The following is a 14,229-nucleotide window of genomic DNA, read 5'->3' on the forward strand; positions in this document are numbered from 1 at the left end:
TCGCAATGGTGAATGACTTTGGCTTTTTCCACCTTAATTGGGGTCAAGCCATCATGATAGTGATTGGGCTCGTATTGCTCTATCTTGCTATCGTGAAACAATTCGAACCATTGCTTCTCGTTCCAATCGGTTTTGGCGGCATCTTGTCAAACTTGCCAGATGCAGGCCTTGCCATGTCAGCCGTTGAAAACGCACTATATGCAGCCAAACCAGATGTGTTAGCCGCATTTGCTCACGTATTAAATGTGGGTGCAACAAGCAGCGTGGCTGTATTGAAAGAAGCGATTCATTCAGCAACACCAACACAGTTGGCGAACTTGCATCTTCTCGCTGAACAGTACTCATACACTGATGGTATGTTGCACCAATTCTATAGCGTGATCATCGCATCAGGCGCAGGCCCATTAGTAATCTTTATGGGGGTGGGTGCAATGACAGACTTTGGTCCGCTATTGGCTAACCCTAAAACGTTACTGCTCGGTGCTGCTGCGCAATTTGGTATCTTTACCACTATCTTAGGTGCATTAAGTTTAAGCTCTTTAGGGGTGATGAACTTTAGCGTCGCTCAAGCGGCTGCTATCGGTATCATTGGTGGTGCAGATGGCCCAACCGCGATTTATGTTTCTAGCTTACTATCACCAGAACTACTTGGTGCCATTGCAGTAGCGGCATACTCGTACATGGCTTTGGTGCCTATGATTCAACCGCCAATCATGCGTGCACTAACCACGGATGCTGAGCGTCAAATCAAAATGAGCCAGTTACGCCAAGTAAACAAATTGGAAAAGATCATTTTCCCATTAATGTTATTGGTACTGATCGCCATGTTACTGCCTTCAGCAACACCTCTACTTGGTATGTTCTGTTTCGGTAACTTGATGCGTGAATGTGGTGTAGTAGAACGTCTTTCTGATACAGCGCAAAATGCGTTAATCAATATCGTGACCATCTTCTTGGGCCTTTCTGTTGGTTCTAAATTGATGGCAGATAAGTTCTTGCAACCACAAACCATCGGTATTTTGTGCTTGGGCATTATTGCTTTCTGCGTTGGCACTGCAGCCGGTGTTTTAATGGCCAAACTGCTTAACCGCGTCAGTAAAGATCCAATTAACCCATTGATTGGTTCTGCTGGGGTTTCTGCTGTTCCTATGGCCGCTCGCGTATCCAATAAAATTGGTTTAGAAGCTAACAGTCAAAACTTCTTATTAATGCATGCGATGGGTCCAAACGTCGCTGGTGTTATCGGTTCTGCTGTTGCCGCTGGCGTGATGATCAAATACGTATTAGGCTAATAAATTCAATAGCTTTTTGAGTATTTTGTAAATTTGATTGGGGTTTTAGACCCCAATCAATTTTTATATTTTCTAACCACCGTATACTCCCCTTATGGCATACAATCTTTCGTCTTTTTTGCATAAAACTATCTGTCGTAACCTTTCTTTTCAGCAAAGGGTATTTTTATTACTTCTTGCTGTTGTCGCTACTCAGCTATTTTTGGTGGCTGGATTCTTTCACCAATCGTTAAGTAGCAGCCTTGAACATCAGGTTACAACCAAAGCCCTGATCCAAGCGAAAGAAATTGCTAGTGACCCGAACTTTGTCGCATTACTTGAAGAGAAAAATATCCATAAAATTCAGAAATATGTAGACAGACTTCAGAAAATCACTGATGCTGATTTTATTGTTATTGGTAATAAGAAGGGAATTCGACTCGTTCACCCTGAAAAAGACAAAATTGGGATGCCAATGATCGGGGGCGATAATATTAAAGCCCTCAAATATGGCACAAGTTACACCACCATGAAGAAAGGAAGCCTCGGCATTTCCATTCGTGGTAAGGCAGGAATAAAATCACCGGACGGAAAAATCATTGGCGTGGTGTCTGTCGGGTATTTACTCGATAGCGTAAGTTATTGGCTAATGTTTTATTCCTACCCGGTAATATTCGCACTGATTGTACTCATGATTTTTTCTTCGCTCGGCGCATGGCTATTTACCCGCCATATTAAGCAACAAATGTTTGATATGGAGCCAGAAGAAATTGCCATGAATTTGCATTTACAAAACTCTATATTGCAAAGTGTTTACGAAGGAACCATTGCAGTGAGCCGGCAAGGTGAAATTCTTTCGGTCAATACCAAGGCATTAGATACGCTAGGTATTCCGCATCCACCGCAATTTTTAATTGGCCGTTCTATTCAAGAATATGTCACACCTTGTGAGTTTTTCCTTGGTGCTAATGCCTTCGGTGAGTATGAGTCTAAAGCAGAAGAGCTCATGCAAGATGAGTTGATCACCTGTAATGGTGAAACGTTAGTCGCGAATCGCGTTAATATTGAAGACGGCGACTCCCATATAGGCTGGGTGGTTAGCTTTAGAAAACGCAATGATTTCAATACACTAACATCACAGATATCACAAATCCGCCAGCACAATGAAAGCTTAAGAGTCATGAGCCATGAGTTTGCAAACCGACTTTCGGTGATTGGAGGATTAATACAAATTGGTGCTTATGATCAAGCGATTAACACCATTCGTAAAGAAACACAGCAACAGCAACAATTGGTCGACTTTATCGCCCAAACCTTTCAATCCAAGGTAGTTGCAGGACTGTTACTAGGGAAATATACCCGAGCTAAAGAGTTAGGGTTGACTCTAGAATTTGATCCAACCTGCCAATTAGAGCAGGAACCTACATGTATGACCCCAGATGAGTTAGCGGCTATTTTAGGTAACTTATTGGATAATGCATTTGAAGCGACACTGAAAAACCCGCAAAGTAATAAGGTGATTACTTTACTGTTAACCGATTCAGGAGAAGAGCTAGTGATGGAAGTGGCAGACAATGGCACTGGTATTCCTCACGAAATCTCTGACACGCTTTTCTCTAAAGGTGTATCCAGTAAAAATCAGCCAGGTCACGGCATCGGACTGTACTTAGTCCATCAATATGTGACCCAAGCGGAAGGTACCATATTAATAGATGAAGCTGAGCCTCAAGGAACAATATTTTCAATTTTTATACCCAATAAGAGCTGAACATGATGGAACACATTGATGTACTTATCGTCGAAGATGAACCAAATATCGCCGAAGTACATAACTTTTACTTACAGCGTATGAATCGATTTAGACCCGTCGGTGTTGCTACAACTGTCGCCGAAGCTCGTAACATGATTCGTATTCTTAAGCCTAAGCTGATTTTACTTGATAACTTTTTACCAGACGGTAAAGGGATAGAATTATTAAAAGAACTGACATCAGTGACTCATCCTGCGGATGTGATATTTATTACCGCAGCCTCAGATATGGATACCGTGCGCGAAGCGGTGCGCTGTGGTGTGTTTGACTATTTACTTAAGCCGATAGCTTATGATCGAATGGAAGACTCTTTAGAGCGTTATTTGAAATACATTAGCTCTCTTAGAGCAAGTGATAACGTCAATCAACGCCATGTCGATGAACTGTTTAATTTCCAAGCCAAAACTCAACATCTCGAAGCCTTGCCCAAAGGTATTGATGAGTTAACTTTAGAAAAACTAAAAGAAATTTATTTACAACATGATCAAGCCTATACCGCAGAATCTCTCGGTAAAGCTATCGGTATCAGTAAAACGACCGCCCGTCGCTATCTAGAATACTGCGTAACTAGTGGTTTCCTAGAAGCGCAAATCCTACATGGTAAGGTTGGTCGTCCAGAGCGTATCTACCAAAAAAGACGTTAAGCCATCATTCGTCTCTCGTGGTATACAATTCAAACACTCACAATGTTAGATCGCAGGGGATCGCTTCAGTTTGATCCCCTATTTCTAACGTACCGGTGAGATTCTTGCAGTGCGCTTCACATAGCGGTATCACAAATATCTTACCTTTATCAGGCCCTGACACACATTGAACCAGCACACCATCTGAAGCGGGTTCTAAACAGTGCGCTTCAGAACAATATACATCGTGGCCTTTGCTGTAATGCTGCCAATACTCCAACCATAGTTCACGTACTTCATGTGTTTTTAAGTCTTCGGATACTTTTTTTACTATCATGGTTCACCACTACTTTAGCAGGTAAATACGTTTTTCTATTAAACGCTTTTTACCCACTAAGAAGTATGCTGAAACTCAAATTTCCTTATGGTCTATAGCTATTTTTTAATTTTTAATTGTTTAATTAAAAAACACTTACCCCATCACAACATGATGAGATTTTAACCGTTATGGCTATTAGCGATTGTTGATAATTTATCAATTAGAGTAATTTCTTCTTCAATCACATTAATACGTTCGTGAGTTTCATGAGCACGTTGAATATCTTGCTCAGCCGTTGCCGCTGTTTGTTCCGAACTTTGCGACATAATAGTTAACTCAGAGCTGAACTTTTCAGAATCGGTTTCAACTTTGCTCAGTACAGTATTAATGCTATCAATGCCTTTATTAATGTCTGAGATAGAATCCGTCACTTCTTCAATGGTTTCGCCTGTTTCCTGCACACTCGTTTGAGTACGTTTTGATAAAGCACGAACCTCATCAGCTACCACAGCAAACCCTCGTCCAGCTTCACCAGCTCGAGCGGCTTCTATGGCTGCGTTCAGAGCTAATAAGTTCGTTTGCTCCGCAATACCACTGATCGACTGAATGATATTCACAATGCGATCAGCGCTGTCTTTCAGCTTATCCATACCTTGCATTAAGTTCTGCCGCTGAGACTGCTGCTGAGCAATCTGAGTCATAAAGGCTTGGAATTGACCGCCAAGCTCTTTCTGTTGAGCTGCCGCACTGGAAGCTTGAGAAGCACTGCCTTCTAACTGCGCAGTTGCCGCTTGTAGCATTGGATGAATCTGACTCATATGACTAATAACACTGGCTTGCAATGTATTAATCTTCTTCGTACTCACTAATCTTGAATGCAGGTAATAGCTTGCAAATGAAGCCAAATAGAATGGGAAGTTATCCGCATATTCATCGCGAAAATTATCGTTTTCTCCGACTTTAAAGAACGCAATAGAGGTCACAGTCTGGTTTTGGTGCAGACCTAGAAACTCCCCAAACGTTGAAAAACCAGAGAGGCAGACCCCGGAAAATGTATCAACTTTGCCAAGACTGTCAGCATTATTTAAACGCCTTAAAATACAGTCATTGGCCACCATAGCAACAGGCTGACCTGGTTTGCCATCCATAAATCGCTTGTAATCTGACGTCGTCGTTTGGCTGAAATCTTTGGCTTTAACTAAAAATAGCCGCTCACCAAAAGCAAAATCCCCAAAGAAGCTAATACTGCCATCGGGATTAATCGCCGCGACGGAGCGAATGAATAGCTCACCATTAATATCAATACCAAAAGAGTACTTACCTAATTTGTCACCCACCTGTTCAGGCCCGCATTTAAAATGACGAGCTAACCAATCAACCGGTGACATCAAATCCATACTGTCATCAAGAACAGAATGCAACGTTCGTGTGAATGGGTTGAAATCAACCACATCAAATCCACGCGAAGTGTTCTCAAAGTTGTGGCTTTTAAATATTCCGTAACGATATTCAGGCGCTATTTTGCTAAAGCAGACGAGCACTCGATTGGCTTGTACTTGTCCATCGAAGGCTATTTTGGCACTTTGGAAATCCAACTTACCACCCGCACTTCCCCCAATGAAATAACAGGGGAATTTACGTGTTTTATAGAGTGCTTGGGTAAAGAAATCCTCACTTGCAGTCAAACCGTCAAAGTAAGTAAATGCAATTGTATCGTGGCTATCGACCGAAAAAGGCACTCTAATTTTATTAATCTCGCTGGCTATCTTAGCAATACGATTTTCAGACTGAGTATATAGATTGCTACCACTGGGCGTTTCATTGTTGAAGAGTGGAATGGAATGAATGGAGAGTTTTTTCAAAAGGCGTTTACTAAAAGCGTGAACAACAATCCCATCCCAAGTATTTGGGGTGTCGTGATACAACTTAGTACCACCCCCCAGCTCACCCGCGGTCATAATGCCAATCACGTGTTCAGCAAAAGGTGTTGCTTGTTTCAGCTTACTATTGACTGAACTGAAGTCGCAGTGTGGAGAAATGAAGGCAATAACGAGAGCGGTTCCACCAGCTAAGTTAAACGGAGCCATACTCGCTTCAGTAATATCCTTGCTGCTTATCGTTTTCGAGATCGACACTTGGGCAGATTCTGCTAACGTCTTTGCTTGTTGATTCTTTCTAAAAAACATCCCGACTCCCCTTAACACAGTAGGTCGCTCTTTACGTTATGAGTATTGTGCATGTGATACATCACTTCACTTTGAGCATAATAGATAAATAAGACTTATCCTGTGTGGGGGTAATTTTTTATACTCTAGAGATATAATTTTCACTCAAGCTGTTAACGGGATCTCATCTACTTCCTATCGATCAGCGAAAAACATACACATTTATGAGTCTTACTGCATTTTTATACTTAACTCACCTAAAGCTTCTGTTTCAGCAACAATGTATTTGTTCTTAGTCACTGATTTGAAAATAGAGTCGTCGTGCAAGAAAACGATCACTTCCATTTATTCTAATATAAGTTCGCAATATCGTTCGGATAAGAATAATTTACTAACAAAGCGTTAACCAGCCTCATAAGCGACTAAATAGCGTCAAACGACAGCTTTCAACCGATAAAAAATGGTAGAAATCAGCATATCATCCCAATCAAATTTTATTTTCTAGATATAAACCCCAAAAATAAAGTCACAGATAAATAGTTTAGCTAGCTTAATGCTGGTAATACAATATATCACTTCAAATTAACTCAAAAGCACAATATATAGATAAAAACCATTCCCATTGATACTTTAAATACTCTAGTATGTGGCACGAAAAACATAATAATCAAAATAATCAAATCGCTTAAATGGGTTCATATAGCAGGATTGATCTGCCTATAACCGTAATTTAAGTATAAAACACAACAAACAGGGATAATTCTACATGCAGTCATTTGTGGATTTTTTAAATGGTATTATTTGGAGCCCAGCGCTTATTTATTTGTGCTTGGGCGCAGGGTTGTTTTACTCGATTTTGACGCGTTTTGTTCAAGTTCGTCACTTCTTCGAAATGTGGCGCTTACTTTTCTCAGGTAAAAGTTCAACCAAAGGTATCTCTTCCTTCCAGGCACTCGCTGTTTCTTTATCAGGTAGGGTCGGAACAGGTAATATCGCAGGCGTTGCGGCAGCCATTGGTTTTGGTGGCCCTGGCGCAGTATTTTGGATGTGGGTTGTTGCTTTCTTCGGCGCGGCAACCTCTTATGCTGAATCGACCTTAGCGCAAATCTATAAAGAAGAAGATAATGGCGAGTTTCGCGGTGGTCCAGCCTATTACATCGAAAAAGCGATGGGACAAAAGTGGTATGCATGGATTTTCGCTATCGCAACCATCTTTGCTTGTGGTGTGTTACTTCCTGGAGTTCAGTCGAACAGCATCGGCAATGCCGTAGAATCTGCGTTCGGTTCAGGTGGCATGATTGAAACCGCTATTGGTACATTCAGTTTCGCTAAGATCCTCACAGGCACACTGATTTCTATTCTACTGGGCTTTATCATTTTTGGTGGTGTAAAGCGCATTGCGAGCTTCACTCAAGTCGTTGTGCCATTTATGGCATTAGCCTACATCATTACCGCTTTTGTTATCATTCTTCTGAATATCGGCCAAGTACCACATGTGTTTGGTTTGATTATCAGCGATGCCTTTAGCCCAATGGCTGGCTTAGGTGCAGCTATCGGTTGGGGGGTAAAACGTGGGGTTTACTCTAACGAAGCAGGCCAAGGTACAGGCCCTCACGCGGCAGCAGCAGCTAACGTCGAGCACCCAGCACAACAAGGCTTAGTACAATCTTTCTCTATCTACATCGATACATTGTTAGTTTGTTCTGCGACAGCATTTATGATTCTTATCACAGGCGCTTACAATGTGAGTGGCCCAGAAGGAACCTTCCTAGTACAAAATGTGGCAGCGAATATTTCACCCAATGGTCCGGTATTTACCCAACTAGCGATTGAAACTGCCCTACCTGGCGTGGGTAAAATCTTCGTCGCATTTGCACTGTTCTTTTTCGCCTTTACTACTATTTTGGCTTACTACTACATTGCAGAAACAAATATCGCCTACATTCGTCGTACGTTCAAAACAGAAGCTCTAGGCTTTTTGTTGAAAGTGGTACTTTTAGCTGCCGCATTTTATGGCACAGTAAAAACCGCTAACCTAGCTTGGGCAATGGGTGATATCGGTGTGGGCTTAATGGCTTGGCTAAATATCGTTGGTATTTTAACGATCTTCTTCTTGGCAAAACCGACCATGCTGGTGCTTAAAGATTATGAACGTCAGCAAGCAGAAGGCGTTGATGAATACCTTTTTGATCCCAAAGCATTGGGGATTAAAAATGCGACCTATTGGGAAGAAAGATACCAACGAAAAACCGCGCAAACTAACGAGTATGAAACATCAGATCAATGGGCACCTAATCAAGCACTCTCAGCAGAGTCCTAAGGTTTCCATCTCTTAAATACATAAAAAGGTTAGCATTCGCTAACCTTTTTTTATTTCAAATCTAGATGAGAAAGAAAATCGAATGTTGCCGAAAGAAGCTCAATTAAGCTTGAGCTTCTGCTTTCGAGTTTTCATCACTACCTTCTAAAGGTTTCTTCGCCCAATAACCAGCCAAAATAGAACCTGATAGGTTGTGCCATACAGAGAATAATGTTCCTGCTACTGCAGATGCTGGAGTAAAGAATTTCATCGCTAACGCAGTCGCCAGACCTGAATTTTGCAGGCCAACTTCAAAAGCGACGGTGCGGCATGTACGTTCTTCAAAACCAACTAAACGGCAAATCCAGTAACCTAATGTTAAACCGATACTGTTATGCAATATAACCGCAACAGCGACAATAGGACCAATTTGAGTTAGCTGATGTGAATTTAACGCCACCACAATCGCAATGATTGAAACGATAGCGAGCATAGAAATTAATGGCAGTACAGGCTCCAATTTAGCAGTAAAAGAGTGAGCTAACCGATTGACTAAAATCCCAATAGCAACTGGAACTAATACAATTTTCACTAGGCTAATCAGCATTCCCATCACTGGTACATCAACACTCTTACCTGCTAATGCTTCGACGAGAAGCGGGGTAACCACCACCCCTAATAAGGTTGAAATAGCCGTCATGGTAATAGAAAGCGCAACGTCCCCTTTCGATAAGTAACACATCACATTCGATGAAGTTCCACCAGCAACACTACCAACCAACACCATGCCAACCGTTAGCATCGGATTAAACTGTAATAGTGTACTAACTAAAAGAGCCGCGAGAGGCATGATGCTAAATTGCAGAACAAGCCCCACCCCAATTGCTTTTTTATTTTTCACAACATTAAGAAAATCTTTTGGCTGCAGGGTTAATCCCATTGCCAGCATAATGACGGTTAATAGTGGGACAATGTCTGATTTGAATCCTGTAAACCAGCTCGGTTGCCAGAAAGCGCAAAGTGAGCAAAGTACGGCCCATAGAGGGAAAAGATTAGTGATAGTCCTTAACATGATACATTCCTGTCGCTTGTTTAGGCAGAGGAGACCAAATGAATACCCCTAATCAACGGCAGTTTTTATCGGTATTCGCATCCCTGCACAACAAGTGTGTTTGTTGTTTAATAAATAAAGAAGTGCCTAGATTCCACTCTTCCATTCCCTGTCAACCAGCAACTAAAAATGCCGATTAACTGGAACTATGTCTAACAATATTAAGCTTCTCGTTAAACTTAATATTGTGACTAAAGAGCAGAGAAAATAACCATCAACGGCTGATGTCAGCTCCTTGCTGAACACTTCAAAGGTGATCGCCTTAACACTACCGCGTTTTGTTTAAATTAACACCTAGTTTTTTACACTTACCCAACAGATCAGAACAGGTCATACCAACAAAAAAGCCAGCAATCATGCTGGCTTTGGTTTCATCAGAGTAATATCGCTATTAATGTGCTGCAGCTACGTTTACTTGAGCATTTTTCTTAGCGCCCACAGGCAATACTTCACGACCGTATTCATTATTTAGAACACTTGCCATTGCAAAGTAGATTGCACTTAAACCACAGAAGATACCTTCAAAACCAGCGATGTGGCCGATAGTTTCGTTACCAGTAAACGCGTGAGCAGCAAGCAGTGCAAATAGAATAGTCAATGAACCAAATACCACTTGCTTCGCCACTGGGTAACATAAAGAGCCAATGAACATAAAGCCAGTAAATAATCCCCAAAGCGCTAAGTACCAACCCATGAATGATGCAGGGCTAGCAGGAAAACCCATTTTTGGTAATGCAATCAAACCAACCAAGGTTAACCAAAATAGGCCGTAAGAAGTAAACGCCGTCGTACCAAATGTATCACCACGTTTGTAACACATGATGCCAACAATAACTTGTCCCAAACCACCGTAGAAGATACCCATAGCAAGGATCATTGAATCTAATGCAAAAAACCCTGCGTTGTGTAAGTTAAGTAAGACTGTAGTCATACCAAAACCCATTAATCCTAACGGAGCTGGGTTCGCTAATTTTGTCGACATTCTGAATATCCTGAAGTAATAAAAATAATAATAAAGCGCGGATTGTAATGAAGCTTTGGATAAAAGATAGCTAGCAAAAATGAAATGTTAGATACAAATATTGATGTTATGAATGTGTATTTGATATGTCTAGGTTTAGTGACGTTTCATTCTGTTTTTAAACGCAAATTTTCACCATATTCACGCCATGACTCGATACATAAATTGAGCGTAGAAATAGGCTTGTTGCTTACACTCTGTAATCCTACATTTTGAGGTCATTTGGATATACAGAAATAAAAAAACCCCAGACTTTCGTCTGAGGTTTATATCTATTCATCAAGTGCTGAGGAGGATTATTCCCACTCGATAGTTGCTGGTGGCTTACCAGAAATATCGTAAACAACACGTGAAATGCCATCAACTTCGTTAATGATACGGTTAGAAACCTTACCTAGGAAGTCGTATGGTAGGTGTGCCCAATGCGCAGTCATAAAGTCGATAGTTTCTACCGCACGTAGCGATACAACCCAATCGTATTTACGACCATCACCCATTACGCCAACAGAGCGTACTGGTAGGAACACAGTAAATGCTTGCGATACTTTGTTGTAAAGATCAGCTGCGTGAAGCTCTTCAATAAAGATAGCGTCAGCACGACGTAGCAAGTCACAGTATTCTTTCTTCACTTCACCAAGAACACGCACACCTAGACCAGGCCCAGGGAATGGGTGACGGTAAAGCATGTCGTATGGAAGACCCAGTTCTAGACCTATCTTACGTACTTCATCTTTGAACAACTCACGTAGAGGTTCAACCAAGCCCATTTCCATATCGTCTGGCAGACCGCCAACATTATGGTGAGACTTGATGACGTGCGCTTTACCCGTTTTAGATGCTGCAGATTCGATAACGTCAGGGTAGATAGTACCTTGAGCAAGCCATTTAGCATTCTTAAGTTTGCTTGACTCTTCATCGAATACTTCAACGAAAACTCGACCGATGGTTTTACGTTTTGCTTCTGGTTCATCGATGCCAGCTAGTGCATCAAGGAAGCGAGCTTCAGCATCGACTTTGATGATGTTCAGACCGAACTTATCACCAAACATGTCCATAACTTGTTGACCTTCGTTCAAACGAAGCAAGCCGTTATCTACGAATACACAAGTCAATTTATCGCCAATTGCTTGGTGAACAAGCATTGCCACAACTGATGAATCAACACCACCAGAAAGACCTAGAATGACTTCATCGTCGCCCACTTGCTCTTTAATGCGAGCAACGGCATCTTCAATGATAGAAGCTGAAGTCCATAGACGATCACAACCACATGCGCCCATTACAAAGTTTTCTAGCATTTTCATGCCTTGCTTTGAGTGAGTCACTTCTGGGTGGAACTGTACGCCGTAGTATTTTTTATCTTCGTTTGCCATCGCTGCGTATGGGCAAGTATCAGTAGTACCGATAGTTACGAAGTCTGAAGGGATCTCAACCACTTTATCGCCGTGGCTCATCCAAACATCAAGAAGAGGGCTGCCATCTTCGGCTAATGCATCTTGTAGACCAGCAAACAGTGCAGACTCAGCAGTCACTTTTACTTGAGCATAACCGAATTCACGTTCTTTAGAACCGGCTACTTTACCGCCCAGCTGCTCAGCCATTGTTTGCATTCCGTAGCAAACACCCAACACTGGCACACCTGAATCAAATACATATTGAGGAGCACGTGGTGAGTTTTCTTCGGTAACACTTTCCGGACCACCAGAAAGAATAATACCATCAGGATTAAATTCGCGGATGTCCGCTTCTTCTACATCCCAGCTCCATAGTTCACAGTAAACACCAATTTCACGTACGCGACGTGCAACAAGTTGAGTGTATTGTGAGCCAAAGTCTAGAATTAGAATACGTTGGTCATGAATGTTCTTAGTCATATTGAGCAGTCTTACCAGCTAAGTTTAGAAACGGAGGCGAGTATAACGCCTCCTTCAGAGTCTTCAAGTAAAAAAGCAAACGTTTACCGTCGCTCTTTTACTGGGCGCGAGTCATTCGCAATTAAGCGCGGTAGTTAGGCGCTTCTTTTGAGATTTGTACGTCGTGAACGTGAGACTCTTTGATACCAGCACCTGAGATACGAACGAATTGAGCTTTAGTACGCAGTGCTTCGATATCAGCAGAACCAGTCAGACCCATACAAGAACGTAAACCACCCATTTGTTGGTGTACGATTTCTTTTAGGCGACCTTTATAAGGAGTACGACCTTCGATACCTTCTGGAACAAGTTTGTCAGCAGCGTTATCAGTTTGGAAGTAACGATCTGAAGAACCTTTAGACATTGCACCAAGAGAACCCATACCACGGTATGCTTTGTAAGAACGGCCTTGGAACAAGATAACTTCGCCAGGTGCTTCTTCAGTACCAGCAAGCATTGAACCAACCATAACAACAGAAGCGCCTGCAGCAATCGCTTTAGAAATATCGCCAGAGAAGCGAATACCACCATCAGCAATGACTGGAATACCATACTCATCAGCAACGGCAGCCGCATCAGCAACAGCAGTTACCTGAGGAACACCTACACCTGTTACGATACGAGTAGTACAGATAGAACCAGGGCCGATCCCCACTTTAACTGCGCTAACACCTGCATCGATCAGTGCACGAGCACCTTCTGCAGTTGCTACGTTACCGCCAATGATGTCCAAATCTGGGAATGCAGCACGAGTTTCACGAATACGTTGTAGAACGCCTTCAGAGTGACCGTGTGAAGAGTCGATAAGTAGTACGTCAACACCAGCTTCAACAAGTGCAGCAACGCGTTCTTCATTACCAGCACCAGCACCAACAGCTGCACCAACACGTAGACGACCATGTTCATCTTTACATGCGTTCGGTTTACGTTCAGCTTTATGGAAATCTTTCGCAGTGATCATGCCTTTCAGTTGGAATTCTTCGTTCACAACAAGTACTTTCTCTACGCGAGCACGGTGCATGCGTTCTTGAACTTCTTCGCGAGAAGCACCTTCAGGTACAGTTGCTAGACGATCTTTAGGCGTCATCACAACAGAAACTTGTTTAGTTAAGTCAGTAACGAAGCGAACGTCACGGCCAGTGATGATACCCACTAATTCGTTGTTTTCAGTCACAACAGGGAAACCAGCAAAACCATGCTTTTCAGTCAATGCTTTCACATCGCTGATTGTTGCTTCTGGGCGAACAGTTACAGGCTTAGCAACCACACCAGCTTCAAAGATTTTCACACGGTGAACTTCTTCAGCTTGCTGCTCAATAGACATGTTTTTATGGATGAAACCAATGCCACCTTCTTGCGCAAGAGCAATGGCAAGGCGAGCCTCTGTCACTGTGTCCATAGATGCTGAGATCATAGGAATGTTCAGCGAAATGTTTTTAGTCAGGCGAGTGCGAAGATCGGCTGTGTTAGGTAGGACAGTAGAGTGTGCTGGGACGAGTAAAACGTCGTCAAAAGTCAAAGCTTCTTTTGCGATTCGTAGCATTTGCAATATCTCACAACATTAGGCGTTAAAAGTAAAAAAATCCGCTTCATCGTTTCGCATAATAAAGGGATTCATATTTGATATTGCGAAGGGATTATACGCCCAGAAGATGAGCTTTACCACACATTTTTTTAATTTTTATTTGCAATCCCCC

At 42.2% G+C, this 14,229-nt stretch carries 10 protein-coding genes and 1 pseudogene; 4 read left to right on the forward strand and 7 right to left on the reverse strand.

Annotated elements, in window-relative coordinates:
• Nucleotides 1-5: 5 nt before the first annotated feature.
• From I1A42_RS00740 to I1A42_RS00750, 3 genes are all read left to right on the forward strand, one after another.
• Nucleotides 6-1,292 carry a sodium ion-translocating decarboxylase subunit beta gene (locus tag I1A42_RS00740; RefSeq protein WP_408063521.1) on the forward strand — a complete coding sequence of 429 codons (1,287 nt, stop codon included), beginning with the start codon at nt 6-8 and terminating at the stop codon, nt 1,290-1,292.
• A gap of 94 nt (nt 1,293-1,386) precedes the next feature.
• Nucleotides 1,387-3,039 (forward strand): ATP-binding protein, encoded by a 1,653-nt coding sequence (locus I1A42_RS00745; protein WP_161156682.1) that lies wholly within the window; start codon nt 1,387-1,389, stop codon nt 3,037-3,039.
• Between the two features lie 2 nt (nt 3,040-3,041).
• Nucleotides 3,042-3,725, forward strand: a complete 684-nt coding sequence (locus I1A42_RS00750; protein WP_161156680.1) for a response regulator — start codon at nt 3,042-3,044, stop codon at nt 3,723-3,725.
• Nucleotides 3,726-3,762: 37 nt separating this feature from the next.
• Here the strand turns inward: I1A42_RS00750 and I1A42_RS00755 are convergent, their stop codons facing one another.
• The 3 genes and pseudogenes from I1A42_RS00755 to I1A42_RS25420 form a co-directional block, all read right to left on the reverse strand.
• A complete protein-coding gene (locus I1A42_RS00755) occupies nt 3,763-4,041 on the reverse strand; it encodes a hypothetical protein (RefSeq protein ID WP_161156677.1) in 279 nt (92 codons plus the stop codon).
• A 161-nt stretch (nt 4,042-4,202) separates the two neighbouring features.
• Nucleotides 4,203-4,841, reverse strand: coding sequence for a methyl-accepting chemotaxis protein (locus I1A42_RS25415; protein ID WP_456243421.1), 639 nt, complete (start codon nt 4,839-4,841; stop codon nt 4,203-4,205).
• A 201-nt stretch (nt 4,842-5,042) separates the two neighbouring features.
• Nucleotides 5,043-6,209, reverse strand: a pseudogene (locus I1A42_RS25420) (FIST signal transduction protein); the annotation flags it as partial.
• A gap of 745 nt (nt 6,210-6,954) precedes the next feature.
• On the opposite strand from I1A42_RS25420, the gene I1A42_RS00765 reads away from it, so the two are divergent.
• Nucleotides 6,955-8,508, forward strand: coding sequence for an alanine/glycine:cation symporter family protein (locus I1A42_RS00765; protein WP_161156674.1), 1,554 nt, complete (start codon nt 6,955-6,957; stop codon nt 8,506-8,508).
• Nucleotides 8,509-8,611: 103 nt separating this feature from the next.
• Here the strand turns inward: I1A42_RS00765 and I1A42_RS00770 are convergent, their stop codons facing one another.
• The 4 genes from I1A42_RS00770 to guaB all read right to left on the reverse strand — a co-directional run bounded on the left by I1A42_RS00770 (nt 8,612) and on the right by guaB (nt 14,075).
• Complete coding sequence (locus I1A42_RS00770) at nt 8,612-9,559, reverse strand: bile acid:sodium symporter family protein (RefSeq protein ID WP_196122338.1); 948 nt, start codon at nt 9,557-9,559, stop codon at nt 8,612-8,614.
• Between the two features lie 430 nt (nt 9,560-9,989).
• A complete protein-coding gene (locus I1A42_RS00775) occupies nt 9,990-10,580 on the reverse strand; it encodes an acetate uptake transporter (RefSeq protein WP_196122340.1) in 591 nt (196 codons plus the stop codon).
• 335 nt (nt 10,581-10,915) lie between these two features.
• Complete coding sequence (guaA, locus tag I1A42_RS00780) at nt 10,916-12,493, reverse strand: glutamine-hydrolyzing GMP synthase (RefSeq protein WP_161156668.1); 1,578 nt, start codon at nt 12,491-12,493, stop codon at nt 10,916-10,918.
• Between the two features lie 121 nt (nt 12,494-12,614).
• Nucleotides 12,615-14,075, reverse strand: a complete 1,461-nt coding sequence (gene guaB / locus I1A42_RS00785; protein WP_161156666.1) for an IMP dehydrogenase — start codon at nt 14,073-14,075, stop codon at nt 12,615-12,617.
• Nucleotides 14,076-14,229 lie beyond the last annotated feature (154 nt).

Source organism: Vibrio nitrifigilis, from assembly GCF_015686695.1.
Lineage (GTDB): Bacteria > Pseudomonadota > Gammaproteobacteria > Enterobacterales > Vibrionaceae > Vibrio > Vibrio nitrifigilis.

Bases quoted from the DNA above. Each gene is read 5' to 3' on its own strand.
- I1A42_RS00770 (WP_196122338.1), bottom strand. From the start codon at position 9,559: ATGTTAAGGACTATCACTAATCTTTTCCCTCTATGGGCCGTACTTTGC.
- I1A42_RS25415 (WP_456243421.1), bottom strand. From the start codon at position 4,841: ATGAGTCAGATTCATCCAATGCTACAAGCGGCAACTGCGCAGTTAGAA.
- I1A42_RS00740 (WP_408063521.1), top strand. From the start codon at position 6: ATGGTGAATGACTTTGGCTTTTTCCACCTTAATTGGGGTCAAGCCATC.
- I1A42_RS00765 (WP_161156674.1), top strand. From the start codon at position 6,955: ATGCAGTCATTTGTGGATTTTTTAAATGGTATTATTTGGAGCCCAGCG.
- I1A42_RS00745 (WP_161156682.1), top strand. From the start codon at position 1,387: ATGGCATACAATCTTTCGTCTTTTTTGCATAAAACTATCTGTCGTAAC.
- I1A42_RS00775 (WP_196122340.1), bottom strand. From the start codon at position 10,580: ATGTCGACAAAATTAGCGAACCCAGCTCCGTTAGGATTAATGGGTTTT.
- guaB (WP_161156666.1), bottom strand. From the start codon at position 14,075: ATGCTACGAATCGCAAAAGAAGCTTTGACTTTTGACGACGTTTTACTC.
- guaA (WP_161156668.1), bottom strand. From the start codon at position 12,493: ATGACTAAGAACATTCATGACCAACGTATTCTAATTCTAGACTTTGGC.
- I1A42_RS00755 (WP_161156677.1), bottom strand. From the start codon at position 4,041: ATGATAGTAAAAAAAGTATCCGAAGACTTAAAAACACATGAAGTACGT.
- I1A42_RS00750 (WP_161156680.1), top strand. From the start codon at position 3,042: ATGATGGAACACATTGATGTACTTATCGTCGAAGATGAACCAAATATC.